Genomic DNA, 26,562 nt, shown 5'->3' on the forward strand with positions numbered 1-26,562 from the left:
TTACTTGGAGAGTAAACTCTCATTGATAACTAGAAATACCGCGGAGGTTGTTACTCCCGAGGAATTAAAAGAAGCCTTGGAAAGCGGTAGAAAACTTAAGGGATATCTTGGTTTTGAGCCCAGCGGTCTATTCCATATAGGATGGTTAATCTGGGCTCAAAAGGTGAAGGACCTATTGCAGGCCGGAGTGGACATGAGCCTCCTGGTCGCAACGTGGCATGCCTGGATAAATGACAAACTAGGGGGGAATATGGAAATGATAAAGCTAGCAGGCGATTATGCTATTACCGTATTGGACAGTTTTGGAATTAGCAGGAGCAAGGTTCACGTCATAGATGCTGAGGATATGGTGAAGGACAAGGATTACTGGTCATTGGTAATAAGGGTGGCAAAGAACACGAGCCTGGCTAGGATGAAGAGGGCACTCACTATCATGGGAAGGAAGGCCGATGAAGCTGAGCTAGATTCCTCTAAGCTGATTTATCCTGCGATGCAGGTGAGTGATATCTTCTATATGGACTTAGATATAGCGCTGGGTGGAACGGATCAAAGGAAAGCTCACATGCTTGCAAGGGACGTAGCTGAGAAGCTTGGCAAGAAGAAGGTAATAGCAATTCACACGCCACTCCTGGTTGGCTTACAGGGAGGGCAGAGGATGAACCCTGGAGTGGACGAAGATGACGCCTTGGCTGACATAAAGATGAGTAAATCCAAGCCTGAGACTGCCATATTCATCAACGACGAGCCTGAAGAAGTGGAGGGTAAATTGATGACAGCATACTGTCCCAAGGGAGTTGTGGAGAATAACCCGGTGTTACAAATTAACAAGTACATCCTATTCCAGGTCGATGATAGGGGACTTAAGGTAGAGAGGGATGCTAAGTTTGGCGGGGATGTACAGTTCAACACCTATGAAGAGCTGGAGAAAGCCTACGCTGAAGGGAAATTACATCCCAAGGACCTTAAGGTTGCAACTGCAAGAAAGCTTAACCAGATAATAGATCCTTTAAGGAAGTCTATTAAATCTAGACCTGAATATGATAAACTAGCAAAAGAAATAGCAAGGAGTGTTAGCAGGTGACATCGTTGAAATATATAATAAAACTGACCTTCGAGGTAGATGGGTCAGTTGATAAGCCTGACGTTATAGGGGCCATTTTCGGCCAAACCGAGAACCTATTCGGTCAGGAATTTGACCTTAGGGAATTGCAGGATAAGGGCAGGCTCGGAAGGATCATCGTGGAGATAAAGAATAAGGGTGGTAAGGCCGAAGGTTACATAGAAATCCCATCGAACTTGGATAGAGTGGAAACTGCCCTGATCGCATCGATGGTTGAGAGCGTCGAGAAAGTAGGCCCCTATAACGCGAAGTTTGAATTAAAGGAAATAGAGGATGTAAGGGCGGAGAAGCTGAAGAAGATCATAGAGAGAGCTAAACAAATACTGACAACGTGGACCAGAGAAAAGAACCTAGATATTAAGGAAGTGATGAACGAGATAAGCGGGGCAGTAAAGACAGGCGAGTTGATAGAATATGGACCAGAGAGATTGCCGGCTGGACCAGATGTCTATACCGATCCCAACCTGATAATAGTGGAGGGGAGAGCAGATATCATTAACCTACTTAGGTACGGTTACAAGAACACGGTTGCTGTGGAGGGTGCAAGTGGAAAGATTCCACAGTCTGTGGTGGAGCTATCGAAGAACAAGAAGATGGTCATAGCGTTCCTTGACGGAGATCACGGCGGTGACATGATCCTTAAGGATCTCATTAATGCTAACGTAAAGATCGACTACGTGGCAAGAGCCCCTGTGGGAAGGGAAGTTGAGGAACTGACAGGAAAGGAGATAGCTAAATCCCTGTCTAACATGATACCGCTATCACAATACCTGAAGAGACAGCAGGAGTCCATAGCCTCAGTCTCTAGCAGGATAGAGACCGCAAGTGCTAGAGCAGAGGTAGCGGAGCAACAAACAGTCCAGGTAGTTGAACAGCCTAGAAAGGAGATTGAGATTAAGATACCTGGGAATGTCATGGAGGAAATAAAGAAACTTCCAGGGACTTTGGAGGGTATTATCTTCGACGAGAACTGGAATCTCGTTGAGAGGGTCCAAGTTAGGGACATTATTACTAAATTAGAGAACCTTACAAATGGGAACGCGTCCTTCATTATCTTCGATGGAGTAATAACTCAGCGACTTCTAGAACTAGCCGCCTCAAAGAACGTCAAGCTGATCATCGGGGTAAGGATAGGAGGTATAAATAAGAAGCCAGAGAACGTTAAGATACTAACTCTAGCTGACGTTATCGGTCCCTAAAATAGTCCATTATATCTATTCCTCCTCCCTTCAAATTATTTTCTTTTACCCCAAAAGGTTCCAATATTCTCATTACTGCTGGGATTATCTGCTTCTCGACGTAGTAATCGATATCAATTTTTGTCTTATCCTTAACCATGAAATAGGGTTCAACCCTATCAGATACTCTTCCTGCTCCCTTTACCACCACATAGCCTATCTTGCCATTTCTCATTATGGCGTAACCCGCGTTTATGGCCTTCTTGGCAGCTATTACGTGGGGCGCATCCACCTCATACTCGTCTAGACTCTTGTCCAGTGACTTCCATATCACTATATCATGTAGCTCGAACTCTCTCCTCTTTACCTTCATTATGACCTCCTTAGCTGCCTTAACGGCGTCGTCCACTCCCTTGAGCAGGATCCTCTCTATGACCATCCTCTGTGTGTCCTTGGCTAATTCACACCAATCTCCCCTTATGGCCTCAAACCCAACGATGTCTATCTTCCCATCGAATGTGAGACCGGCATATCTCTTTTTATTTTCTGTAAAGAATACTTTTTTGTATTTTTTATCTACTTTTATATCTAGATCGAGGGCCTGGACTATTTTTTGAGTCAACAACTCAACAGAGGACATATCTCCCTTAACGAAAATGGAATCCGTATCCCCATAGATTACCTCAAATCCTGAATTCTTGGCAATCTCAGCTGCCGTCATAATGGTTTGTCTTCCCCACGCTGTGACCGCTTCCGCACCCTCCTTGCTGTACCACCTTGCGCCTAACCAGCCCATGTAACCGTACATGGCGTTGGCCATGATCTTGAGAGCCCTCTGCCTCTCATCCAACCTACGTTTCTCATACTCGTCTTTGGCCTGACTCATCTGATCTTTGGTTTTCCTTCTCTCTTCAAGAAGGAAGTTAAGTATACTTCTGTAAAATCCATCCACGTCCTTTCTGAATTTGTAACCAACTTCGGGAGCTACCCAACAATCGTTGCACTCTCCCTGTACCAGGGTGTCTGGACCTATGTTATACTTTATCATGATGGAGGGATACATGGAGCTGAAATCCAGAACAGCTACGTTCTCATGAAGTCCAGGCTTTGGCTCTATAACCAGACCGCCCTTATATCCCTCGTATCTCCTCTCAACCCTGTTAGGTATTAACTCGTTGAACTGCTTTGCCTGTCGCATTAAAAGCCATTCTACCCTGTGTCCCACACTGGCCATGCATAACTGATCCAGCGGAAGACCTGAAATTACAGTTAATTGTTCGCCAAAGTTAAAGAACACGTCCCTGAGAAGGTATGTAGTCTTTACGTCGTCCAGATTGTACTTAAGAACAACCTCTCTCCTCTTAGGGTCTTCCCAATACTCAGGAATTTGATACCATTCAAGGTTGGTTCTCTTATTTTTAGGCAAGATTCCAAGATAGTCTGCCACATTGTCTAGACTCTTAACCTTCACACCTTCGAGACTCTCCGCGAAGCCGTAGAGATCAACGTTAAGCCTTCCTACTACGGAGTAGTGACCGTATGTTCCCTGGCTTGGTTCAGAGTTAACCTTCCTCCCTATGTCTAGCTTTGTTCCCCTTACTGAGGCTCTTTCCAGCATGTACTGCCAATCAAACCCGTTGGAATTATACCCCAGGATGACGTCTGGGTCATACTCGACAACGAATTTTGAGAAATCCCTCAAAATCTTTAGATCGTCCTGATCGTTGTTGACGAACTGCTTCGATCCGTTATCGGTCCAGACACCAATAACGATAATGGGGTCCCTCCTAGGATTCGGAAAACCATACTTGTTAAAGACCTCTATATCGAAAGCCATGAACCTGAGCTGCGGAGGAGAGTCCTCATAGACTCTCTCAATCCTCTTTAGCTCGTAGACCTTCGCTACCCTAAGATCTTTCCTCTCTACCTGAGATACCTCAGCCGAGAGCCAATAGAATGGTCTAACTCCAGTATCAATGGAATACCTCATGTAAAATCTAATATCGGCCTCAAGGACATCCTTCACAGGTTTCAGTTTAGCGATCTCCTCCCTGTAAGTCCTCACAAGGGCAGGAATAACAGTCTCAACCCGCAGGACCTTCTGCGGTCTTCCAAAATACTTCATCTCATGTTCCGTAACTGATGTTATGGGAGACTGGTCCCTTGACAGCCTCTTGATCTGGGTGATGGCTTCGTTAACGTTGGCATCTTCTTTCAGAGTAACATAGAAGTAAGGCCTGAAACTCTTCTCAAGTATAACTACCCTATTTCCTTCCCTATCTATCCCCCATATGTAAATTTCTGGCTTTCCGTCCTCCACATCATAAGAGAAATCTAAGATGAAAATGTCCACTCTCATATTCTTTCAATACGTTATTCTAGACTTAATTTATGATTGGTCCTCACAAGGTCACTCAAGTCCTGAATCCCCCTTGAAGCTCTTCAGCATCACAAATCCATGTTTGTTCCTTCCATAGTAGTTCTTCCTGGTCCTCACGACTCTATATGATCTGTTGTAGTAGAACCTTATGGCTTCAGCGTTATTCACGTTAACTTCAAGGTAAGAATATGTACAACCGAGTTTCAGAAATCTCCTCTCAAGCTCCTGGAGAAGTAGGGAACCAACCCCATTTCTCCTGAACTCCTTAGAAGAGGCTATGGAGATTAGGTGGCCCCTCACCTTGTACTGAACTATACCTATACAGTACCCGATCACCCTGTTTCCGTCCCTTGCTACTAGGAAAAGGCCCTCAGCTAACTGCAAGTATGCCCTAAGCAGGGAAAAGGGATAGGGGTTGTCAAAGCTTTCCCTTTCAATTTTCTCTATCTGCTCCAAGTCCTCTTCCCATGCATCAGAAATTATTATGGAGGACATTACAGTGAACTTAACAGGATGAAGATATTAGAATATGACGAAAAGACAGGAGCTCTCAGGCTTCATGTGGAAAATGAGGACGATCTTTGGCTAATTCACCTTGTCTTAAGTAAGGGGGATATCGTCGTAGCTAGAACCACCAGAGACGTAAGCATGGGTAATGACAGTAGGCGTGTTCCCATGGTTGTGGAACTGGAGGTTGAGTTCTCAGAATTCCAGCCATTCACATCACGCCTAAGGATACACGGAATAGTTAGGGACGCCCCTGAGAGATATGGCATCAAAGGGTCCCATCATACAATAAATCTTGATATTGGAGACGAAATTGTGATTATAAAAAAGTGGACCAAGGGACTCATTGACCGGATAAGGAAACAGGCAGAGAAGAACAAAAGGGTTCTCATTGTGCTAACCGACCAGGATGAGCTCCTAGTTGCCTTACCCATGGAACAGGGAATAAGGATACTAACTGAAAGGAGTCTTCCTGGGGTGTCTGACGAGGATAAATCCCTTGAGAGCGTAGCACTGGAGGTGAGCAAGGAGGTGGAACAATACGTGAAACAGTACTCTCCTGATGCGGTAATTATAGCAGGCCCAGGGCCGTTCAAGGAAATAGTGAGAGATAAGCTGAAGATTAAGCCTAGAATCTACGTGGACAACGTGTCCTCTGCCTCGAGGGCAGGGCTAAACGAGATACTCAGGAGAGACATAATTGACGAGGTTATGCGAGACTATCAGATATCGGTTGCCTCGAGGGAACTGGAGAGAGGACTTTCCCTTCTAGCCCAGGGGTCCTCCCTTGTGGTCTATGGAAGGGATGAAGTTGAGAGGGCATCCCAGATCGGCGCCGTGGAAACTCTCCTGGTCACAGATGACCTGCTCACCCTGGAGGACGAGGAAACTAGAAGGAAGACTGAGGCCATAATGGAGGCTGTGGAAAGCAAGGGCGGGAAAGTCATGATAGTCCCCAAGGACTCACCAGTTTACCTTCAGCTCAAGAACTTGACCGGGCTACTGGCCATTCTTAGATTTAGAATAAACTAGTTTCTCTGAGAGTCTTTGACCATATGGTAGTTCCTCCACAATCCATATCTCGTCAACCTTTTCCTTGGGAAGGACGTTAACTAGAGATGGACTGGTCACAAACGTGTCTCCTATCTTTTCCCCGAAATCCGAAAGATCCGCGGATGACTTGACTATGGCCCGCAATGAGGTACCCTCTCCTGTGATGTCCTCGTAGGGTTTACCGCTAGCTCTCAAGGTTCTGATGAACCTAGTTCTAGTCTCTACGACATCCTTGTATACCGAACTACAGTAGTGAAGTGATATGTTCGCTTCATGAAATGTCTCAAGCACCTTCATGGAGGTCTCGAAACTCCCAGATACACCGGCTAACCCATGACCTATCCTGAAACCCTTGGAATTGAGGCTATGGAAATTTCTCTCGGTTAGCTCAAGTTCGTTGAGGTTAACGAACTTCACGCCCTTTTCCCTAGCCCAATTAATCAGCTTAGATAGCCTATCCTCCTCTCCGGGTATAACTGGCAGTTCCAGTCCCACATCTATCCCAACCTTGAGTGCCCTCTCCACTGCTGAAAGGTACTGGTCCTTTACAGGATGGAACCTTATTTCGTCAAGACCAGCCTTCGCCAGCTCCAAAAGTGCGTCAGTTGAGGCGTATCTACCAGTGGTGTAAAGGTGTATGTGATAAGATCTACCAAATTCGTCCTTGAGTAACGTAATTAATTCCACTACCCTGTCCAGGTGAAGTAGTGGATCTCCACCAGTTATCCCTGCACCAAGGGCATTCATCCTGTAGGACTCATAAATGAAGTCTTGTAACTCCTTTACCCTGTACTCATTGGCATACGCTGAATCCTTACCAAACCTTCCCTCGCTAACGGGACAGTAATAGCAGGAGTCTCCACACTCTCCAGAAATGAACACAACCATCTTACCGCCCATTCTACAGAGTTCGCATCCCCTGGGCAATTCCCTATTGTAAAGTCCTATCTCAGGATTTCCCTTGAGCAAGGAGTTCAACTAGAAGCCTATTACTCTCTGGGGTTTTAACTTCTGCTAGTAATTCACTGAGTTGCCTCCTTCTTGTTTCCTGGCTCAAGGTTTTGTTTGCCTGTATCTTCATTCCGCCTTCATTGCCTCCCTCAGGAAAGTACCAGTTCTTAAACCAGGTGAAGCCAGCAATTAACAACGATCTTCCCAGCTCGGTGTCGGCCACCGAGAACCCCCTTATGATGGCATTGAAAGTCCTGGGATCCTTGTAATATGTAATGAAAAATCTTCCGTTATCTGGTAGAATGTCAAAGAAGAACTTGAATAGTTCCGCCTCTAATCCCAATTGCCTAGGCCACGGATCGTAATCTAGCTCAATCCACGGTGGGTAATATCCTCTGCCGGTGAAATAGTTACACTTGCCCAGTGGTTTCCCGTCGAGTAGAAGTTCAAAAGCCTTAAGTTCGGCTATATGCGTCTGGACTACGTTGACTGACTCGAGTCTCTTACCCCTTATAACTCCCTCTATCAATGGTCCTTCGAAAGAATTTGTTTTCCTTTAACAAATTCCTTACGGCCTCTTGGAAGCTCTCATCTTCCCTTAACTCATAGTTCAGGAAGGTTCCAGTTCTTCCCCTTTCCTTACGCCTGCTCAGAAGCCTTTCCCTCTGCAGTATGGTGTTCATAGAAACCTTTACTAGCTTCACAGCTAAATCTTCGTTACCCTTAAGGGGTAACTCCTCGTGACCCATTTCGTTGGGAATTATGATCTGCAGGTCCTTATTCACCCCTGGCACCCTCTCCCCCTTAATCAACTGCTCCTTGTCCACCAGACCCCCAAATCTATAGAAATCTTCCTCTACCCCACTCAATTTTCCCAGGGGGAATGAGATGACCTTTCTCTCCTCACGGTCTAGGGATATATAGGCCTTTGGAGTGGATGAGGGAGTGGCCTGAACAATGAACTTATGGTCAGCCTCTATGAGATCTAGCCAGACTATGTTAGGCGCAAAGACAATAACGTCAACGTCGCTGGTTGCCTTCACGTCTCCTCTGGCAACGGAACCGTAAACAAAACCTCTCATGGAGCCCTGCTCAAGTAGGTTTAACATGTCCAGAGCCCAGCCCCTAAGCGTCTTCAGGATCAGCCAGCGCTCTTCGTCATACACTATCTGCACAAGGTTTTTTTAAATGGGTTATAATTTAAATGAGTCGATGGCATCAAGTGTAGAGTTTTTCATTGGATTGCTAGTGTTCTGGGCAATAGTCCTGGGGTTGCGAAATTACCTTAGCAGGAAGGGATTCAGCGTCTACCCGTTTCTTCTTCTATGGAAGAAGGGGACTAGGGATCAATGGTTTCCTGGACTGGCTAGATCTAGGTCATTTAAGGTGTTTGAAACCCTTTCCGTGGCTCTTGCCATAATCTCCATGATTGGTGGGCTATACTTGATCATGTCCTCCCTATCCTCGCTCTTCTTTCCTGCAAAGCCGTCAACGGTGAAGCTTGAACCCATTATCCCAGGAGTCACGGTTGGAATAGACCAAGCTCCCTATATCCTGCTTAGTATAGGGATATCCGTGGTACTTCACGAGCTAATGCATGCTGTATCCTCGACTTCGAACAAGGTTCCAGTTAAGAGCGGAGGATTCATACTCCTCGCTTTCTTTCCTGGGGCCTTCGTGGAACCAGATGAAACCACCTTTCTAGAGTCCAGCCTAACTGCAAAACTCAAAATAATATCTGCTGGGATAGCGATAAACTTGATACTTGCTGGGATTTTCTTTCCATTGGCCATCTATCTTCCTCCCCTGTTATCCCATGGGATATATATTGAAGGTGTAATTCCCAACTCTGCTGCCTATAATGCCTCACTCCATGCAGGATACGTGATCCAGAGCGTTAACGGAATAGCTGTCTCTACCCCATCCCAGCTTAAGGCCGTTCTAGAAAGCAGTACTAGATACACCATAGGCCTGCTGACGCCCAATGGAACGGAGCTAGTAAACGTGACCTCACCAACCCATTTCCTAGGGGTCTACATTAGTTACTATTATCCTTGGTACGTTTATCCATTCGTGGCCTTCTTTCTCTGGATGTTCATAGTAAATTTCAGTTTAGCGTTGTTGAATGGAGCACCCCTAATCATAACTGATGGAGGAAAAATATTCACAGAACTCCTGAAAAGAATTCATGTAAGTGAGAGAGTGTCCATGGCCATACAGGGCTTCCTTGTCCTTCTCCTAGTTCTCGCAATTTCCATGTCTTTTATTCCTCAATAAGCTTCGAGCTGACCATGGGGAATGGAATAACTTCCTTTATGCTCTGGTTATTGGTGAAAAGCATCACGAGCCTGTCAATACCAATCCCCAAGCCTCCCGTGGGTGGCATACCGTAACTTAAGGCGTTTATGAAATCCTTATCGTAGGGATGTGCCTCTTGGTCGCCACGTTTCATCATGTCCTGCTCTTCCCTGAACAGCTTGTCCTGTAAAATGGGATCGTTGAGCTCCGTGTAGGCATTGGCGAATTCCACTCCTGCAATGTAGAGCTCGAATCTCTCCACAAGTCCTGGCTTATTTCTGTGAGGCTTGCAAAGTGGGGTAGTCTCTATGGGATAGTCAGTCACGAAAGTAGGTTGAACTAGGCTAGGTGTGACGAGTTTATCAAATAACTTCTCGATCATAAGACCTCGGATATACAGTGAACCCCTTGGAACCAGCCCGTTCCTCTGCATCAATTCCTTAAGCTGGTCATCGGTCATCTCCTCCACGTTCTTCCCAAGGGCCTCTGACAGGGAATCGTACATGGAGACGCGCCTGAAGCTTTCCAGGTTGATCTCCACAGTTTTCTCCCCAACCTTGTAGGGTATCTTGGTGGAGTGAAGAACCCTATCAGCTAGCTGTTTGAATAACCTCTCTGTGAGATCCATGATATCGTTATAGTCAGCGTAGGCCCAGTATAGCTCCATGAGCGTGAACTCTGGGTTGTGAGTGACATCTATATCCTCGTTCCTGAATACCTTTCCGATCTCAAAGACCTTATTGAAGCCTCCCACAATGAACCTCTTCAGATAAAGTTCCAAGGAGATTCTGAGGTACCAGTCCTCATTAAGGTAGTTAACGTGAGATTTGAAAGGTCTAGCCAGGGCACCTCCATACACAGGTTGAAGAATTGGAGTCTCCACCTCAATAAAACCCTCCTCTCCAAGTATGTTCCTTATTTCCCTGATGATCTTGAACCTGGTTTCCATAAACCTTCTCGCATTGTCGTTATATAGGAAATCAACGTATCTGTGGGAATACCTAAACTCCGGGCTCATCGTAGACCAATCAGGGGGCTCTATCAAGGATTTGGCAAGCATGGCAAAATCCTTAACCAGCAGTGTTAGCTCTCCCTTTGCCGTGAAAAACAGATCCCCCTGAATGCCTATTATGTCTCCCCTATCCACGACCTTGAAGAAATACTCATACTTGTCACCAAGCTCATTTACCCTCAGGTATAGCTGAAGTTTCTCCCCATCATCAAATATATCGACGAACGAGGCTTTCCCGTGCCTTCTGAGATTGGCCACCCTTCCAGCTGTCCTAACTCCTGTAAGGAAGGGATCCTTGGGCTTGTCCTGTCTCTGGTTCCCTATCTGTCTCAACTGAACTACCGTGTGAGTAATTGGATATTTCTGTGGGTAAGGGTTTACTCCGCGAGCTCTAAGTTCCTCTAAAACTTGGATTCTCCTCTCGTCCCATTTCATAGCCAACATCAATGGATAGCGTTTTATAAAGCTTAGCTGATCACAGGAAGGTCGGCTCCCGCATATGACCGCGCATTAATGGAGGAGCTTACCCAGAGTCTCCTCAGACCGGTGACCAGCAAGCGCCGACGTCCGGGTACGACTGCTCCCTTCCGGGCCTAGTCGGTTCTCCCGGCTAATACAGTTCTCCACCTCCCTCCGGAGGAGGAGACTGTATGCGTCAGCCCTGCTGGGCGATCCTCATCGTAAGCTCTGGACTCCTTCATTAATGGCACGGCCATATGCAGGTTACTGGTGCCCGCATTACGCCAAGCGGGTAAAGAGGCTGGCGAGACCTCCACCCTACCCGACCGACTAAATGTATTAAGGCTACAGTTTTTAATCTATCTCATTGAAGCCAGCAAAGAGTACATGGTTACCCTGACTTACTAGAACTAGTCTTGGTTAAGGATAGAAACAAGAAATTTTAATGGGCCCACGGGGATTCGGACCCCGGACCACTGGGTCTCTCCATTCCAGATATATTTCATCCCCTTTCGGGTCGACAGACCCAATGCTGATATCTGGAGCCCAGCACTCTAACCTGGCTGAGCTATGGGCCCATTACCGATCACGTAAATTAAACTAAACCTAACGGGTAATTAAACTTGACTAAGTAGGGCCATGTTCCATCCCTACCTCTCTATTCTCAACAAGACCCTATACAGCACCGCTGACAGGAGTATTACGACCCCCGCTACTATCCACAGAACGTGATAACCCTGCTGAATCACCACGAGGGACGCGAGTAATGGAGCCACGATCCCGCTACTCTGCCAGAAAAAGTTGGCGAAGCCAGACACGCTACCCGCCCTTCCCTTATCTATCAATGAGACCGCGCTGGAATTGGCGGGAGTAATGACGAATCTCACGAATCCCATAAGGAATGAGATAATGAAGAGAGATACACTTGAAACTAGAAAGGACAGAAGGATAGTCAACACTCCATAAAACCCCTCAAAGGTTGATAAGGTAGTTCTAACTCCCATCCTTCGTATTAAGTAACCGGCAATCACGGTAGAGGGTATTCCAGCCACGGCTAGAAAGGAATACGCAATACCAGCCTCGTATCCGTTAAGACCTACCTTCAAGAAGTATTTATAAGCGTAAAGGGTTATTATCCAGTATGAGAGAAAAAACAAAAAGCCAGCCATACTCACCGCAATAACGTTCCTGTCCTTTATTAGCTGAAACTTTCCTGAATTTCCTCCCCCTTCAACCCTCACCTTCAGGTAAAGTAACGCCACAATGACGCAGAGAAGGGAGATCATGTAGTATGAGTATCTCCATCCAATGTTTATGGAGAGGTAGGGTAAGGTTAAGCCTGCAAGAATAATGGAAAGTGGCCACGCCAGGCTGTAGTAGCCTATTGCCACAGGTAACTCTCGCCTGTCAAAGGATGATGCTAATATCTTTATGGTGACGGGGTATATCCATCCCGCGGAGAGACCCATCAACAGGCTGGCCACGTATTCCTGAAGGATTGAAGTCGAGAAGCCGGAGAGAAAGGAGGAGATCGCGAGACCTACAAGAGCCAAGATCACTACCTCCCTAGGTCTCCTGTCGGATATCATGCCCGATGGGATCTGAACAATTACGTAACCAAGAAAGAAAAGGGAAAATATTACACTATCCTGAATTTCGGTGGGTCTTAGAGTGGAATACACGGACACGATGCTCCACGCTATCCTCGCAAAGTATCCTAGGAAGAATGACGACGACGTTACGAAAATAAGAAACGGTCTCATAACGGCAGAATACTGAGATTGTGGTATTTGTTTCTTGCAGTGAGGAGAATCCACGAAAATCCGTGGGTTAACGTTCTTTTAGATCATGGAGGCACATTATTCATTGAACTATAAAAGGGGTTTCCCGATACTGACCGTGGCTAATACTATTTAAGCACCTGGGTCTAGCACGGTTGCGACTTTAATCGCGTAGAACCATTCATCATTGGTGCCAGGTCACCTCTCTTCGCAACTTAGTCTGTCGGATGATGCGAACCAGTCAATTTCTTTGTAGCAACGTGTGGATCCATCTCACTATTGCAGAGTACAACTTTCCTCGATTTCCAAGCAGAGCATGCTTAAGTTAAGATTTAGGACATGTTACCTGGTTTTGAATTTAACAAATGAGTTTCTAGCTATAATGACATACTATTTCGATTATAGCTCGTTAAATTAATGTCGAAATGCAAGTAGCGAATCTATAGAACACGACTCTACGGCCCTAATTTTCCAACTTTTCAAGAATTGACATAGAGACCAAGTATCTTGTTCTAAATGGAGAACAGGTGCGACCGCCGGGATTTGAACCCGGGACCTCCTGCGTGGCAGGCAGGCGTCCTAATCCAGGCTAGACTACGGCCGCAAGTTATGAGTTGTTGACGTTTTTTAAAAACCTATCGGTACAAGAAAGCACCCTTTCTAGGAATATCATAAAAAGCTAGATGAACACATTAATAGATTAGTTGCTCCATACTCCCTAAATGATGATAACAGTAGGGCGGAATAGTGAAGAAGGTCTTGAGTCCTGATCTCAGTCGTAAAAACCGCATAATCCCTGAGCCTTCATGAAAATTACAGAATCCAGCTTATCCACCCTGGGTGGGTCTGCCTTAAACACCCTAAACAGGTTCTGGGTCTTCTGGGTTCCTATTGGTGCAAGCAGAACTCCTCCGTTCACGAGTTGCTGGTAAATTAGACATGGAAGGGTAGGTAAAGCAACCCAGATCACTGCCTTGTCGTAGGGAGAGTTGCCCGGAAATCCTAGAGTGCCATCCCCTATCTGAACCTTAATTCCCAGGTCTTGCAACCTCTCCTCTGCATACCTCGCGATCCAGGGATCTACCTCAATCGTGGTAACGTTCTCAGGTCCAACTATCTCGGCTATCAGTGCGGTGTAGTATCCGCATCCAGTTCCCACCTCAAGCACCTTATCTCCCCTCTTTAGGCCTAGATAGTCCAACATCTTGATTCCAAGGGTTAGTGCCGTGGTGTTAACCTTATCAGTGATCGGTATGGGCTTGTCTGCAAACTCCGGATCGTAGGCAAACTTCGCTGAACTCTCGGGAAGAAACTTGGCCCTATCAACCTTCAGATAGGCATTCCTCAGAGACTCGTCACTTACCATTGACAGGATTAGCTGGTCTATTCTCCTCAAGCGCCCTTCTCACCTCCTCTAGGTTGTTGGGTGCTGTAAAGAAAACTGGAACATCGTGCGGTAAGGATGCCTTGAAGCTCACAAGGAGCCATTGTCCAACCTCAAGATCAAGGGTTCTATCGAGGAGGGTATCGTTTATCCCAAAGGTTTCAGAGACCAACTGCCTATCGTAGGGCCTGGGTAAGACACTGATGAAGTAAGTGTGGAGTTGCTGAAGAACGTTCGTGTTTAGGTAAGCCAACCTCTGGGTGCTGATCAGGGCGTGAAGGTGATACTTCCTTCCATGTCTCAGCAATTTCTCCACGGCGTTACTGGACAGCTCGCTCTTGTCTCTCTGCCTAGTATCAAATGGAATGAACTCCTGAGCTTCGTCCAAAACGAAGAGAATTGGGGAAGTACTGAAGGACCTTTTCCTCCTTGACATAACCTCCTCGAGCAGAGACGCCACAACTTCCCTGGATTCCTCCAGATTCTGTAGCTCTAGGATGAAAAGTCTGGGAGAGGACTCATCTTTATCTAGAATGTCTATTGCTAGCTTCTCGACGTCGTACTCCTCACTTTCCTCGACCTCTGTGTTTATGTATGATCTTAAGGATGATATGAATGAGAAGAGCGATGAGTTCTCCTTCAGACCAGCGTTTCTACCCTCATTTTCCATTTCATCTAGTATTGAAAGGATTGAGTCGTCTAGAGGAGCGTCCTTGGAAATTCTGTTCTGCCTCATGAAGGTGTCAAGCTTCCTGAGCATGAGGCTAAACAGGGGCTTCTGAGCGAAGGCCGTGTACTTGTCATCTATCTGATCCTTCACCAGCTCCAGGAGGGTTTCGAAGGTTAAGCCCATTGAGCCCTCTGGAGGGATATAGAGGGTTCTTATCTTTCCCGACGTGAACAGTTCCTCAACTCTCCTCCTAATGTTCTCCCTGAACTTCTCTAACTCCTCTGGTATTACGTGGGTTCTCATGAACTTCCTGCTAGCATCTAAGGGATTGGGTGAGTACCTATCCGTGGTAAGGATCTCGGCCCTCTGGGCCAGAAGCTGGTCCAACAAAAGGATTGAATACTCCATGGAAACGTCGAAGATCACAACCTTGGCGTTTGTGTTATTGAGGATTCTCCTTATTATGGAGGCGGTGAGGTTAGACTTGCCCGACCCAGTAAAGGCGAAGACTCCCATGTGGTAAACCATAGCCTTCGAAAGATCCACGGTCAGGGGGATATCTTCCCCTATTACTTTCCCGATCTCCACTCCATTCCTTGCGCAAACGAACTCCCTGAATGACTCCCTGCTTAGAATCCTAACTGGAGAGCCTGGAAGAGGTGGAAGATATCCCTTTTTGAACCCTTCAGGGGTTGCGATGTATCCTATGGGATACGCAAACACATCTATCCACATCTCCGTGCTATTCCCGTCTTTCCAACTCTTGGAGACCTCCTCCATTACCTGATCCCTTATCTCCTTGGGTATCGATCCATCCATGTTTATCATTCCATAATGGACGGGAACGTAGTCAGCGACCTCAAGGATAAGGTAGGTATTACTCCTTATGGTCTCCACCGCGAGAAGGGCTCCCACGTTGAGGTTAAGGTCCTTGGAGTATGGCATCTCCACTACGAAATTCCTGAACGTTACGGAACTTCTTCCATCTGCCGTGGGCCTTGTGGTTACTCTGACCTCCCTGAGCCTTCCCACTATTGGTTCAAATTCCATGATCTCCTCCTTCCCTCCACTAAGCTCCTAAAAGTCCTATATCTGACTAGCTCCTTTGAGGTTAGAAAGTCAAATGTCCTCTTTGCCCTATCCCTGTAGAACTTTGCCATCTTATCCGCAAGGAAGAGTGGATAGTTGTAGCCCAGAGCCTCGGGTATGGGCTCTCTGGACATCGCGTACAACAGGGAGAGGACATCCTCAGAGTTCCAGTCCACGTTTGTCTCGACGCGGAAAATCCAGCCGTGGTTAGCAAGTTTCACATATCCTTTTCTAATTGGACCATCTTGGGATATGATTAACCAGGGTGGGTTGGGTATATCCAGGTTATTTCTTTCCCTCTGATCAAAGTCCTTCACTATCCCTATCACAGATCTGGGTATACTCAGTCCCAGATCCATGTCCATGGTTATCTTCCTGTCCATTAGGATTAACCCGTTCAAGGAGTTGGCCTCCTCATACTCCATTCTTCGCATTAAGTCTTCCCCATTTCCATCAGAAACAATCTCCTTAACCCTGGAGCCAAGATATTCTAATCTAGATCCCCTGAGCCTAAAGAACACCGTTGCGACCACAACGTAGGTCTTTTCTCCCTCTTCAGTAAAGAAATCATGAAGACTTCCATCCACGGCTGAAATCTCCAGATCAAAAACGTAATTACTCCCCTCCCTCAATCTTACTACCGTGCTAGATACACCACTGTCGCTAATCACGGACATACTACTACCTAACGTTAGGGGATTAGTAGCTAAAAGGCTTAGAGCTCAGGGTATGAGCCAGAACAGGATTGCTGTATTGGTGGGCGTAACACAACCGGCGATAAAGCAGTACCTGGACGAGGATGAAGATGATCTCCGCGGGAAGCTTGGTGAAGCGGGCCTCAGTAACGAGGAAATTGACTCCCTGGTATCTAACCTGGTAAGCCTGGTTTCCAGCGGGAGAAAAGAGGAGGCCTCTCTTTACTTCACCACGTTCGGATTGATGATGCTAAGTCAATTGAAACTGTGCAACTTTCACAGACGCGTGAACTCCTCGATTTCCTCGGACTGCAGAATCTGTCAGTCTCTCTACAAGGAGGATGAGGAGAGCCAATTACAGTTAGCCCTATCCCTTCTAAGGAACGAGAGCGTATCTAAACTGATCCCTGAGATCTTAAGCAATTTAGCTTACTCCAAGAGGGATGCGAGGGAAATACTTGACGTGCTAGCCATTCCAGGAAGGATAGCGGTGATAGGTGGGGTTCCAACCCCGGCATCCAGACCCACGTGGGGCGGTAGCAGGCACCTTGCCACCATACTCCTTGAAACTAGAAGGAAATGTGAAAGGTGGAGGTCAGTAATGAACATCAAATATGACGAGAAAGTGGAGGAGGCCATATTGAAATCTGGACTCAGGCTAGTTAAGGTTGGTCCCTCGGATAGAAGGGACGATCAATCCATTGCTAACATGGTAGCCTCCGTCATATCCTCCTGCCCTGATGTGGTCGTTCACCTTGGAGGGAACGGGGTTGAGCCGAACTGTTACATTTTCGGGGAGAATCCCTTAGAGGTATCCTCCAAGGTAAACAAGATAGCTAAGCTTTGTTGCGAGTCCTCCTAACGCCCGGCCACCAATTATACTTCCCAAGTATTGACATTACCGCAGGAACTATGAAGGGCCTGACTATAAACGTGTCAAACAGGATGGAGAAGCCCACTGCAAACCCTATCTCCCTTAGGAATTGCATGTTCACGGCAGTGAGGGAGATGAATGCTCCAGTTAACACAAGGCCGGCTGCAGTAACTACTAGGCCAGTCTTCTCAACTCCCTTCCTTATCCTCTCATCCTCTGTTCCCTGCTCTTCCCTTATCCTAAGCACAATGAACATGTCATAGTCTATCCCCAGGCTGAAGAGTAGAGCGAACACGATGAGCGGAGAAAGCCAGTAAACACTTCCAAAGACCAGAAACATTACCGCAACCCCCACAAGTGAGCTGAAAAGAAGGGACAGTACCAGCCTAATGGGTAGCGCCACCGACCTTAGCAAGACGCCAAGGTACACTAGAATGAAAAGGATTGTGAGGGGCAGGGTTAGGGAGTAGTAAACGTGAACCGTGTTAGAGACGATATCTATCCTCTGCGCGTTGCTACCCCCTACCTGGAGACCCTTGGATATGAGCCAAGTGGTGAAATTTATGGCCCCGTCGCTGAACACGGGGTAGGGAACATAGAACTCCACGAGGGTGTATCCGTGAGAGTAAAACTTGTTAGTTAAAGCTGTGGGTTCGCTGAAAGCGACCTTACCAAGGGAGGCTGGACCATAAACCAGTGCTCCCCTTGAGATTGCCTGGGCAGAAACGTTGTAGATGAAGGAATAGGTCGAGTTTGGATTTCCCTTGATGATAGCGTAGTCCAGGCTGTAATTGAAGAATCTCGTCAACTCGTTTAGCCCTACCAGGGACTCTGAGAAGGAAGGTACAATCTCGTTCGCGTTTATGTTGGTGGTATGGGTTAGGAACACTCCCATGGCTAGAACCGAGGATATTACCATGAAAACTACCACTAGATACTTCCGTCTTATGGACAGATTGACCATGAACCTCAAATACCTGCTCCTCGAGTCAGAAGGATTTGGAATCTCCCTTCTGGGGAAGGAAAGGGCTCTGACACTGATTTCCCTTAGGGTCGTATAAGTAAATCCTATGGAGGGAAGGAGGGAAAAAACGGAACTTAGGACTAGGGCTATCCCTATATTCCTAAGCAGGGGAGACGGAGAAAGAAGGAATGAGGCGAAGGCTAGGGTAATGGAGAGTCCGCTAAAGAGTGCGCCCCTCCCCGCCGTCCTAAATGCAGTCGTTAAGGGATTCTTTGATCCTGCTCTCAATTCCTCAAAATACCTGTAGATAAAGAGGAGAGAATAGTCAATCGCTATTCCGAACACTATGGGGGGTATGACCAGACCTGAAATATAGTAAATTTGATAACCCAGCAACCTCAGTCCCAGGAGAGACGCGTATGCGACCTCTACGCCTATTAATGCACTACCCACGAGCAAGAGAATGGGAACAAGTGATCTAAGTAACAGAATGAGTAGGACCCCAACTAAGGTCACCGTGACTACGTCAATTATCCTCAAGTTCTGCTCAGTATATAGTTCAGACTGGGCATAGATTGGAAGATGGCCTGTGACAACTCCGTGAAGATTCTCCATGAAGATATTGATACTGCTCAGACTCTCGTTCCTGGGAACTTGGACTATGAAGAGCCAGGAGTTGTTCCTGTGGAAATAGGACAAGGATACTCCAGGTTGTGGCACCTCCCTCTCCACAAGCTGAACGGCGTACTCGTGCGGATTCTCATAGGCCAATGGTGGTAAGTCCTCACCGGTGAGCAAGCGGATAAGGATAGAGTAATTGTTGAAGTTAAGAAGGAACTGCCTAACCAAGGTTTCGTTTGTGTAATTGTTATAACCAAAGAAGATAACGTAAGGGTCCTTAAAGGTTAGGTAACCAGCTAGTCTCGACGCGTTTATCTGGGAAAGGTTTTGCAACGCCAGAAAGTAATAGGTCTTATACGTGGAGATAACGTTCGCCGGTGCGTTCACGTTTTTCCCTAGAGGGACTCCATAAGTCACGTTTAACTGGCACATGAAATTGGATATGTTGTCTAGAAGTGCGTTCCTGAGCTCTGTGAGATTTAAGTAAAGTTGATGTACCCGAAGTAGCTTTGCCTCAGTACTATTGATCAGAGGAGATACCTGTTGTAGGTACTGTTGTTGATACTGGGATATTATCTCGTAAGGAGTTATTATCCTTGCATCTTGAAGATAATGTAAGTTACTCTCCACCGAATCTAATGACTCATTGTAAGAGCCATTAACGATGACATATATCTCGCTATATGACGTCTGGGACAGGTTAAAGTAATCCTTAACTAGGTTCTCTACGACAATACTTTGATAAGTGGAAGAAAGAAAGGGCGAATCGCTGTAAACGAAATAGTTTTGCACCTGAAGTACCACTGGAGCAAGTATTACCATCAGAACTATCCATGCGATGGCGAGATGTTTCATTAATGATCGTTAATTCAACTGCATAAAATGGTTTAGGAAATACCAGTTTTACGAATGTAACCCATTTATTCACTCAGACCTACTATTTACTCCATGCAGTCCCTTAAAGATGCGTTAGCCCTCCTGGAGCAGGTGGAAAAGATACTAAGCTCCTATAACCCTAGGGGTGAGGAGGATAGAAATCTCCTCAATTTACTCATAACTAAAAACATGAAAATTGAAGCAGAGGCCTATGCAAAATATATAAGGACTTAATCCCATTATTATTTTTCGTGGTATTTGAGGTTCAATTAAATGTAACAGACTGTCAGGGTAGAAGGGGAATAACCCGAGACGGTCATCTTTTCTGTATCTCAAGTTTCCTGGACCAGGAGCTTCAGAGGTTAAAAATACCGCCTATCGTGTTAGCTGAGACGATTATTGACTTTCTTAAGGAGGGAACTGCAAGTTATACTTCGTATTGGGGCTCCGGAGAGGACGGAGGAATTACCAGGATCCTAGATTTGAGCGTAGTAACTCCTGATAGGACCAGAAGATTATTCCTAGTTATCTCAAGATTTAATGGAATAAATGAGATTACTCTGCTGGAACCATTTTACTTTACCAACGTTATGGAGAAATTAATCTTGTATGGAAAGAACCTAGATAAGTACCAGGTCACTATGCCTTTCCTGTATAAATTCGTTATCTTCGAAGCTTTCCATACGTTCAACAAGGTAACCAATGTCAAATACCAGGGAATAATATCAGATGGTAAAGAAAAATACATGGTAGCCCTAGAGAAGCAGAAGGCCCTCCTTTGGAAAATCGAGGAGCCTAAAATGAAACTGGTAAATAGGGAAGATATTACGCTTATGCATTTAAACTACTGAGCTAATCCTGTGAAGAAGAGATTTGTCATGGCTTAGAGAGTGGGAATGGAGGTTCAGTAGGCTAAACGAGATTGAGTCATTCTTGTTAGCCATATTCTCCATAGCGGTAAAAGGGATATCATTGTATCTTCTATCTGGTTTCTTTGGGTTCGGCGTTATAGCTGCCCTAGTAGCGGCAACAATAGCTATTGTACCTCACGAGTTGGCACATAGACAATCCGCAAGAAGATATGGATGCTATTCCAGGTTTACCCTGAACTTCACTGGGTTTCTCTTCACCACCATTATCAACTTGCTACCATTCTTTGGTCTAGTATTCTTTTCTGGATATACCCTTATTTCCTGCAGATTTTTCTCCGCAGATAAGAGAATCGAGGGAATAACCGCAGCTGCAGGACCTGCAACTAACATTGCAATATCAGTGCTTTTCCTACTTGGGGCCATTGCAGTATCAAACCCACTATTGGCCTTCTTCCTTCAGGTGATTTCGGGATTTAATGCCGTTGTAGCGTTCTTCAATTTACTTCCCTTCTGGATACTGGACGGCCTAAAGGTATTTAGGTGGAACATCGGAGTGTGGATAGTACTTATTGCACTGTCTCTAGTATTAATGTATTTTACAGGGGAGATCTAGATATTGATAAAACCAACCATAGTCCTAATGGTACTAATTCTCGTGGGATTTCTTGTGGGGATTATCACATATAGTGTTAGCCCGTATCTTTTTTCGTTCCTAATTCAGGTGAACTACCTAGTGTTAAGGGGAGATTACCTCTCTCTGATAACCTCAATCTTTGTAACCAATAGTTTCACTGACTTTATTTTCAATTTTTTCTCTATGGGTGTAATATACTACCTCTTTGGATCTAAGGCGGGTAAGCTTGAATACGTAGTCTTCTTGCTCTCTGGACTGGTAGGAAATATACTAACTCTCATTTTCTTTCCTCCTTACGTGGCCTCGGCTGGGGCCTCAGGAGGTATATTCGGTGTACTAGCGTATTATATTTTGGATGACATGCTAGAGTTCAATAGGTTTGACTGGAACGGTCTAGCTTTGCTTATAATCGTTTTTGTTCTCAGTGACATAATACCAGGCGTTAACTACGTAGCTCACATTGGAGGTATAGTAGGTGGGGTAATTCTAGCTGTCGGGAGAAAGAAGCTTTTAGGAGATACACAAGGAAAATGAAATATATGAACTTGCTTGAACTAATTCTATTTGCCATAGGCCTAGCCATGTTTCCATATGGAATGTACGAAGTTGTGAAGGGTGACGGAACTACAAAGACAAAGCTTACTCTCATCGTCACTTCACTAACGTTATTTATTGTCGAAAGCATCCTTGTATTCAGATGATCATTGTAATTACTGGAACGCCTGGAGTAGGCAAGACCACCGTGAGTCTCCTCTTATCACAACGCCTAGGACTAGAGTATCTACATGTATCTACCTTTGTAATTGAGAGGAAATTATACAGAAGTTACGATGAACTGAGATCGTCATTTGAGATAGATGATGAGGAAGTCGCCAAGGAGCTTAACCGGTATCTAAGTGAAAGGAAAAACGTGGTTTTGGAGACGGTGTATCCCTCGCTAGTGGATAACGCCGATAAGGTAGTTGTGTTGAGAAAACATCCTAAGGTGCTTTATGACGAACTGAAAAAGCGCGGGTGGAATGACATTAAGGTTATAGAGAATGTCGAGGCAGAGATCATAGGTTACGTGGCACAGGAGGCCAATGAATGGTTTAAGGAGACTTGCGAGATAGATGTAACGAACCTCTCTCCTGAGGAAGTAGTTAATAGAATCCTTGGGAATATTTGCGACAAACCCGTAGACTGGTTAGATCTTCCAGATGTCCAAGATCTGCTCCTAGCTTTAGATAAGATTATTAGTTGACCATGAAGATATGTTAATTGAGAAAAATGAGCTCCAATCCGTTTAGACTGCAATCACCACAACCTACGAAGCAACCTAGGGATCTTAGAAAGGCGCCTGCACCTCAAGTTCAGGGCGCTGACCTTAAGATTCAATCCAGAATGAAGAACGTGAAGTATAAGATCGCAATTCTCAGTGGAAAGGGAGGAGTGGGCAAATCTTTCGTGTCATCTAACTTGGCCATGGCCCTTGCTGCTGCTGGAAAGAGCGTGGGAATCATTGACGTTGATTTTCATGGTCCATCCGTTCCTAAGATGCTTGGAGTTAGGGGACAAATGCTTACAGCAGACGATAACGGAATAAATCCTGTTAACGGTCCCTTTGGTATAAAGGTAGTTTCCATTGACTTCCTACTTCCTAGAGATGATACTCCTGTTATATGGAGAGGGTCCATAAAGCACTCTGCAATTAGGCAGTTTCTTGGAGATGTGAACTGGGGTCAGCTAGACTACCTGATTATAGATATGCCTCCAGGGACCGGGGATGAAGCCCTCTCGGTTGCTCAGCTAGTCCCCAATATAACCGGCTTCATCATTGTCACTATTCCCTCAGAGGTATCCACTCTGGCCGTCAGAAGATCAATAAACTTCACCAAGACGGTGAATACTAAGATACTTGGGGTTGTGGAAAACATGAGCTACTTTGTGTGTCCGTCTGAGGGTAAGAACTATTACATCTTTGGACAGGACAAGGGGAAGAAGATGGCTGAGGAATTGGGAGTTCCTCTCCTAGGACAGGTCCCACTAGATCCCAGAATCGCAGAGTCGAACGACCTTGGAGAACCGTTCTTCTTGAAGTACTTGGATTCACCGGCCTCTAAGGAGTTCCTAAAAATTGCCGATAAAGTAATAGAAATGGTTGAAAATCAGAAATTGTCTGACCTTAATCTGAAATAAAACTTCCTTCTGTCATAGTCGGGATATTTTTCTATTTTCCCTTCTCTCACCATGGTAGCCAATGTCTCCCTAAGTTCCAACGGAGTAAAGCGAACACCTTTCTCCATTAGTTTGTCTCGTATTTCCTCTGATATCATTGGCCTTTCTCTAAGTAGAGATATTATCTCTTGTTCCAAGTTTTCCATGAGTACAAAGAACTCTCCTGATTTAAAAAAGTGGAGAACGAAACAACCTACACACAGTCCGCCCTATAGCACTCTTTTTCAATACCTTGATTTATTATAACAAAGATAGTATTACCATTTACCTACAAAGGTTGCCTAATCACAATAAAACTTTAAAAACAATAAAAACTAAATGTTAAACGGTGCAATTTAATTGATAACTGAGCTCGCAGAAAGAAATATCCTCCTTAAGAGGTTCTTAATGGTAGGCTACGGGCTCTCAGAGGCTGATGTGGAGGCATTCATCAGGATAATTAAGGGTTCTGAGGGTAGAGATGTGGATTATATTGCTTCGGAACTGGGAATCAGTAAGAGCAGAGCCAGTTTAATACTTAAGAGATTATCAGACGCTGGGTTGGTTACCAAGCAGAAAAGCACTGGTTCAAAGGGAGGTAGACCCAAATATGTGTACCGGGTGGACAGGAACGAGGTGATAGAAAAAATGAAGATAAGAGCCTCAGAGCTTTGCTCCGACCTATCATCTATAATATCTGGGTTATGAGAAGAGCTCCTTGAACTAGAATATAGATTCCAAATCCAAGTAATATAACAAATGAAGCTATTTTTATAGCCCTTGCTATCCTTTTCCCAAACTTATTTACTAGAAATGGAAATAAGGTAATCCATATTACTATCCCGCCAAAGAAACCTGGTATTACTAGGATCCCAAATTCCTGGACCATGAATAGACCACTAGTCAGCCACCAGGTTATCTGAAAGGGGTTGGTTAGACCCATGGTTAGCCCCGTCAAGTAATTGGCCCTAGTGGTTCTATTAGACAAGGTAGATTTCATCACTCCGAAGGCTAACCATATCATCAAGGCTCCCCCAATCAAGTAGAAAATATACCTTACATCTCTCGGCAAAAAGTCTCCAAATACGAGAGTTAAAATGAAGAAGACTAGGTCAGCTGTCATGGCCCCAAGGCCTACGCTAACCCCATGTAACTTTGACCTTAGAGACTCTGAGGCTATCATGGAGTTCACTGGACCTGGGGGAGCAGCTAGCGACAGCCCCAGCGCTAAGCCGAAGATCACAAGTAAGGCGTTCACGTAAGCTGATTACATTATGTGCTTTAAATAGGTTAATCAGGCTCCCTTGTGAAGGGTTTATAGGCAGAATAAAAAAGATTTTGGGGAAAAATATAAAAAGAGTGGAAGAGAGGTTTTCATTATGCAAGAGGATATTACTGAAAAAGCAAAGAAAATGTATGAGAGCGGGAGATCCATAAGGGAGATAGCCAAGGAGCTTAGCCTAAGTTACTCCAGAGCCAGAAGAATACTTAAGGATAGTGGGGTTCAATTTCGAGGTAAGACACCACCTGAACTGATTCAGCAGGTGATCGAGTATGGAAAGCAAGGGTATAGTGCAAACAAGATCAGCAAGCTTCTCAAGATGAACTCCAACACTGTTCTCAGAATACTGAAGAAGCATAATCTAGTTAAGACCAAAAGAAAGCTAACACAGGACAAGATTCAACGTATCATGGAAATGTATAAGAATGGTTCGTCCATTTACAAGATAGCAAAGGAACTTGATATCTCTACTAACTTGGTAGTATACTACCTGAAAAAGTTACAGTTGAAAAGCTGATTATTCGTGAATTTTCTCCCACATCTGAACTGCTAGCTTGCCCTCGTACTTGAAATCCTTAACCATTTCCTTGGCCTTCTCCCTTCTTTCGCGGTGCTTCTCTAGGAAGTTGTTGAGTTTCTCGACTAGGATTTGCTTTATCTCGCCCGTAAGCATCTTCCCTGATTTGTACTCCTCCCCAATTTTACGTATTCTTTCATCGTCCTCCTCAAAGAAGTAATAGAGCCACTGATAGGGAACGTCTATATCCAAGTTGGCACCAAGTTTTCTCTGAAGCTCAATTGTGGGCTGCCCCCCAGAGAAAGCGTACTTCATGATCTTTCTCTCCACAGTCTTTGGATCATCTGAAAGATATATTGCGGATTCAGGAATCGAGGAGCTCATCTTTCCTTCAGGACCTGTTAATGGGGGTAGAAATTTGCTATGTATTTGTGCCGCCTTATAATATCCTAGGCTCTCTGCAATGTCCCTCTGCAACCTCCAATACGGGTCCTGGTCTATTCCTGCTGGTATGAGACATCTCCTTTTCTCAAACATTGTGGGTACTATCTGAAGGGACGGATAGAAGATGATTCCTATATTTGAGGATACGTCTAACCCAAAGGTAGCCTTCACTTCCGAGAAAGTTAGCTTCTTCGCAATCTTAATGGCTAGAGGATACATGTTTCTGATATACTCAGTGTCCTGGAAGATGAAGGTCTTGTCAGGATCGAAACCGGCAGCTATAATGTCAAGAATATTGTCTAAGGCCCATTGCCTAGTTTGATCCAAGGTGTAATCCAGGTTTCTCATGAACTTTTCGTCGTCTGTAATCTCTATGTAGACGTTAACTCCAAATTTCTGCTGGAGCCATGCAGTGAAAATGAACGGAATCATGTGACCTATATGCATACCTAGTGATGGAGCCCTACCCGTGTATAGGAAGAAACCCTTACCTGCCTTCCAATCCTTAAGGACAAGGTCAAGGTCCCTATGGGAGAAAAAGATTTCCCTCCTAAGCATGGGGTGCATTTCCCCAACTATTGAACGTATCTCCTGTCTTAACTCCTCGGTTATCTTCTGAGTTCCAAACTGGATAATCAACCTATCATAGTCAACCTTACCCTTAACTTCCCAAGGGGTAACAGAGTAGTTTCCTTCGGCCACAAG

The 26,562-nt window shown here is 45.3% G+C and carries 28 protein-coding genes, 2 tRNA genes and 1 other RNA gene; 14 read left to right on the forward strand and 17 right to left on the reverse strand.

What is annotated here, in order from left to right:
- Window positions 1–4: 4 nt before the first annotated feature.
- Both MSED_RS11010 and dnaG read left to right on the forward strand, forming a co-directional pair.
- Window positions 5–1,081, forward strand: coding sequence for a tyrosine--tRNA ligase (locus tag MSED_RS11010; RefSeq protein WP_048060189.1), 1,077 nt, complete (start codon window positions 5–7; stop codon window positions 1,079–1,081).
- A gap of 5 nt (window positions 1,082–1,086) precedes the next feature.
- Complete coding sequence (gene dnaG, locus MSED_RS11015) at window positions 1,087–2,319, forward strand: DNA primase DnaG (protein WP_048060373.1); 1,233 nt, start codon at window positions 1,087–1,089, stop codon at window positions 2,317–2,319.
- Here the strand turns inward: dnaG and MSED_RS11020 are convergent.
- Together MSED_RS11020 and MSED_RS11025 are read right to left on the reverse strand one after the other, a co-directional pair.
- Window positions 2,306–4,657 carry a DNA-directed DNA polymerase gene (locus MSED_RS11020; RefSeq protein ID WP_012022080.1) on the reverse strand — a complete coding sequence of 784 codons (2,352 nt, stop codon included), beginning with the start codon at window positions 4,655–4,657 and terminating at the stop codon, window positions 2,306–2,308. The two genes, dnaG and MSED_RS11020, sit on opposite strands and share 14 nt — an antisense overlap.
- Window positions 4,658–4,708: 51 nt before the next feature.
- Window positions 4,709–5,173: a GNAT family N-acetyltransferase gene (locus MSED_RS11025; RefSeq protein ID WP_012022081.1), complete on the reverse strand. Its 465-nt coding sequence runs from the start codon at window positions 5,171–5,173 to the stop codon at window positions 4,709–4,711.
- Between the two features lie 18 nt (window positions 5,174–5,191).
- Between MSED_RS11025 and MSED_RS11030 the strand changes: the two genes are divergently transcribed.
- Complete coding sequence (locus MSED_RS11030) at window positions 5,192–6,217, forward strand: mRNA surveillance protein pelota (RefSeq protein ID WP_012022082.1); 1,026 nt, start codon at window positions 5,192–5,194, stop codon at window positions 6,215–6,217.
- Here MSED_RS11030 and MSED_RS11035 read toward each other — a convergent pair.
- Genes MSED_RS11035 through MSED_RS11045 form a run of 3 tightly spaced genes read right to left on the reverse strand, consistent with a single transcriptional unit; the run spans window position 6,185 to window position 8,364 of the window.
- Window positions 6,185–7,138 carry a radical SAM protein gene (locus MSED_RS11035; protein ID WP_080512801.1) on the reverse strand — a complete coding sequence of 318 codons (954 nt, stop codon included), beginning with the start codon at window positions 7,136–7,138 and terminating at the stop codon, window positions 6,185–6,187. The two genes, MSED_RS11030 and MSED_RS11035, sit on opposite strands and share 33 nt — an antisense overlap.
- A 49-nt stretch (window positions 7,139–7,187) precedes the next feature.
- On the reverse strand, window positions 7,188–7,718 hold the full coding sequence (locus tag MSED_RS11040; protein ID WP_012022084.1) for a DUF1122 family protein: 531 nt from the start codon (window positions 7,716–7,718) through the stop codon (window positions 7,188–7,190).
- On the reverse strand, window positions 7,693–8,364 hold the full coding sequence (locus tag MSED_RS11045; RefSeq protein ID WP_012022085.1) for a nucleotidyltransferase domain-containing protein: 672 nt from the start codon (window positions 8,362–8,364) through the stop codon (window positions 7,693–7,695). Before MSED_RS11045 ends, MSED_RS11040 begins: the two co-directional genes overlap by 26 nt.
- Window positions 8,365–8,401: 37 nt before the next feature.
- On the opposite strand from MSED_RS11045, the gene MSED_RS11050 reads away from it, so the two are divergent.
- Complete coding sequence (locus tag MSED_RS11050; protein WP_048060190.1) at window positions 8,402–9,466, forward strand: site-2 protease family protein; 1,065 nt, start codon at window positions 8,402–8,404, stop codon at window positions 9,464–9,466.
- Here MSED_RS11050 and lysS read toward each other — a convergent pair.
- The 8 genes from lysS to MSED_RS11085 all read right to left on the reverse strand — a co-directional run bounded on the left by lysS (window position 9,453) and on the right by MSED_RS11085 (window position 16,559).
- Window positions 9,453–10,934: a lysine--tRNA ligase gene (gene lysS / locus MSED_RS11055; RefSeq protein ID WP_048060191.1), complete on the reverse strand. Its 1,482-nt coding sequence runs from the start codon at window positions 10,932–10,934 to the stop codon at window positions 9,453–9,455. The genes MSED_RS11050 and lysS overlap by 14 nt on opposite strands.
- A 48-nt stretch (window positions 10,935–10,982) precedes the next feature.
- Window positions 10,983–11,287: signal recognition particle sRNA (gene ffs / locus MSED_RS12090), an RNA gene on the reverse strand.
- 117 nt (window positions 11,288–11,404) lie between these two features.
- Window positions 11,405–11,536, reverse strand: a tRNA-Trp gene (locus tag MSED_RS11060).
- Between the two features lie 72 nt (window positions 11,537–11,608).
- Window positions 11,609–12,721 carry an MFS transporter gene (locus MSED_RS11065; protein ID WP_012022088.1) on the reverse strand — a complete coding sequence of 371 codons (1,113 nt, stop codon included), beginning with the start codon at window positions 12,719–12,721 and terminating at the stop codon, window positions 11,609–11,611.
- Window positions 12,722–13,267: 546 nt separating this feature from the next.
- Window positions 13,268–13,343, reverse strand: a tRNA-Gly gene (locus tag MSED_RS11070).
- 168 nt (window positions 13,344–13,511) lie between these two features.
- Window positions 13,512–14,135, reverse strand: coding sequence for a protein-L-isoaspartate O-methyltransferase family protein (locus MSED_RS11075; protein ID WP_012022089.1), 624 nt, complete (start codon window positions 14,133–14,135; stop codon window positions 13,512–13,514).
- Window positions 14,095–15,843 (reverse strand): ATP-binding protein, encoded by a 1,749-nt coding sequence (locus MSED_RS11080; RefSeq protein ID WP_012022090.1) that lies wholly within the window; start codon window positions 15,841–15,843, stop codon window positions 14,095–14,097. Before MSED_RS11080 ends, MSED_RS11075 begins: the two co-directional genes overlap by 41 nt.
- Window positions 15,825–16,559: a DNA double-strand break repair nuclease NurA gene (locus MSED_RS11085; RefSeq protein ID WP_012022091.1), complete on the reverse strand. Its 735-nt coding sequence runs from the start codon at window positions 16,557–16,559 to the stop codon at window positions 15,825–15,827. Before MSED_RS11085 ends, MSED_RS11080 begins: the two co-directional genes overlap by 19 nt.
- Here MSED_RS11085 and MSED_RS11090 point away from each other — a divergent pair.
- The gene (locus tag MSED_RS11090) at window positions 16,525–17,439 is read left to right on the forward strand and encodes a thiamine-phosphate synthase family protein (RefSeq protein ID WP_012022092.1); all 915 of its coding nucleotides are present in this window, start codon (window positions 16,525–16,527) and stop codon (window positions 17,437–17,439) included. The two genes, MSED_RS11085 and MSED_RS11090, sit on opposite strands and share 35 nt — an antisense overlap.
- On the opposite strand, the gene MSED_RS11095 is transcribed toward MSED_RS11090, so the two are convergent.
- Entirely contained in the window at window positions 17,414–19,891 is a 2,478-nt protein-coding gene (locus MSED_RS11095) for an MMPL family transporter (protein ID WP_012022093.1), read from the reverse strand. The two genes, MSED_RS11090 and MSED_RS11095, sit on opposite strands and share 26 nt — an antisense overlap.
- Before the next feature lie 93 nt (window positions 19,892–19,984).
- On the opposite strand from MSED_RS11095, the gene MSED_RS12405 reads away from it, so the two are divergent.
- Genes MSED_RS12405 through MSED_RS11120 form a run of 7 tightly spaced genes read left to right on the forward strand, consistent with a single transcriptional unit; the run spans window position 19,985 to window position 23,596 of the window.
- On the forward strand, window positions 19,985–20,146 hold the full coding sequence (locus tag MSED_RS12405) for a hypothetical protein (RefSeq protein WP_187146785.1): 162 nt from the start codon (window positions 19,985–19,987) through the stop codon (window positions 20,144–20,146).
- Between the two features lie 17 nt (window positions 20,147–20,163).
- On the forward strand, window positions 20,164–20,763 hold the full coding sequence (locus MSED_RS11100; protein ID WP_012022094.1) for a hypothetical protein: 600 nt from the start codon (window positions 20,164–20,166) through the stop codon (window positions 20,761–20,763).
- Between the two features lie 22 nt (window positions 20,764–20,785).
- Window positions 20,786–21,397: a zinc metalloprotease gene (locus tag MSED_RS11105; protein ID WP_012022095.1), complete on the forward strand. Its 612-nt coding sequence runs from the start codon at window positions 20,786–20,788 to the stop codon at window positions 21,395–21,397.
- 3 nt (window positions 21,398–21,400) lie between these two features.
- Window positions 21,401–21,952, forward strand: a complete 552-nt coding sequence (locus tag MSED_RS11110; protein WP_012022096.1) for a rhomboid family intramembrane serine protease — start codon at window positions 21,401–21,403, stop codon at window positions 21,950–21,952.
- Window positions 21,953–21,957: 5 nt separating this feature from the next.
- Window positions 21,958–22,119 (forward strand): hypothetical protein, encoded by a 162-nt coding sequence (locus MSED_RS12410; RefSeq protein ID WP_012022097.1) that lies wholly within the window; start codon window positions 21,958–21,960, stop codon window positions 22,117–22,119.
- The gene (locus MSED_RS11115; protein ID WP_012022098.1) at window positions 22,116–22,661 is read left to right on the forward strand and encodes an adenylate kinase family protein; all 546 of its coding nucleotides are present in this window, start codon (window positions 22,116–22,118) and stop codon (window positions 22,659–22,661) included. The genes MSED_RS12410 and MSED_RS11115 overlap by 4 nt, the downstream gene beginning before the upstream one ends.
- Window positions 22,662–22,687: 26 nt before the next feature.
- The gene (locus MSED_RS11120; protein ID WP_012022099.1) at window positions 22,688–23,596 is read left to right on the forward strand and encodes an Mrp/NBP35 family ATP-binding protein; all 909 of its coding nucleotides are present in this window, start codon (window positions 22,688–22,690) and stop codon (window positions 23,594–23,596) included.
- Here MSED_RS11120 and MSED_RS11125 read toward each other — a convergent pair.
- A complete protein-coding gene (locus MSED_RS11125; RefSeq protein ID WP_012022100.1) occupies window positions 23,566–23,781 on the reverse strand; it encodes a hypothetical protein in 216 nt (71 codons plus the stop codon). The two genes, MSED_RS11120 and MSED_RS11125, sit on opposite strands and share 31 nt — an antisense overlap.
- A 193-nt stretch (window positions 23,782–23,974) precedes the next feature.
- Between MSED_RS11125 and MSED_RS11130 the strand changes: the two genes are divergently transcribed.
- Window positions 23,975–24,322 carry a helix-turn-helix domain-containing protein gene (locus MSED_RS11130; protein ID WP_012022101.1) on the forward strand — a complete coding sequence of 116 codons (348 nt, stop codon included), beginning with the start codon at window positions 23,975–23,977 and terminating at the stop codon, window positions 24,320–24,322.
- Here the strand turns inward: MSED_RS11130 and MSED_RS11135 are convergent.
- On the reverse strand, window positions 24,303–24,872 hold the full coding sequence (locus tag MSED_RS11135) for a LysE family transporter (RefSeq protein WP_012022102.1): 570 nt from the start codon (window positions 24,870–24,872) through the stop codon (window positions 24,303–24,305). The genes MSED_RS11130 and MSED_RS11135 overlap by 20 nt on opposite strands.
- Window positions 24,873–24,993: 121 nt before the next feature.
- On the opposite strand from MSED_RS11135, the gene cbp1 reads away from it, so the two are divergent.
- Window positions 24,994–25,413, forward strand: a complete 420-nt coding sequence (cbp1, locus tag MSED_RS11140) for a CRISPR DNA repeat-binding protein Cbp1 (protein ID WP_012022103.1) — start codon at window positions 24,994–24,996, stop codon at window positions 25,411–25,413.
- Here cbp1 and MSED_RS11145 read toward each other — a convergent pair whose 3' ends face one another.
- The gene (locus MSED_RS11145) at window positions 25,414–26,559 is read right to left on the reverse strand and encodes a tryptophan--tRNA ligase (protein ID WP_012022104.1); all 1,146 of its coding nucleotides are present in this window, start codon (window positions 26,557–26,559) and stop codon (window positions 25,414–25,416) included.
- Window positions 26,560–26,562: the final 3 nt, after the last annotated feature.

The sequence above is a fragment of the Metallosphaera sedula DSM 5348 genome, assembly GCF_000016605.1.
Classification (GTDB): domain Archaea; phylum Thermoproteota; class Thermoprotei_A; order Sulfolobales; family Sulfolobaceae; genus Metallosphaera; species Metallosphaera sedula.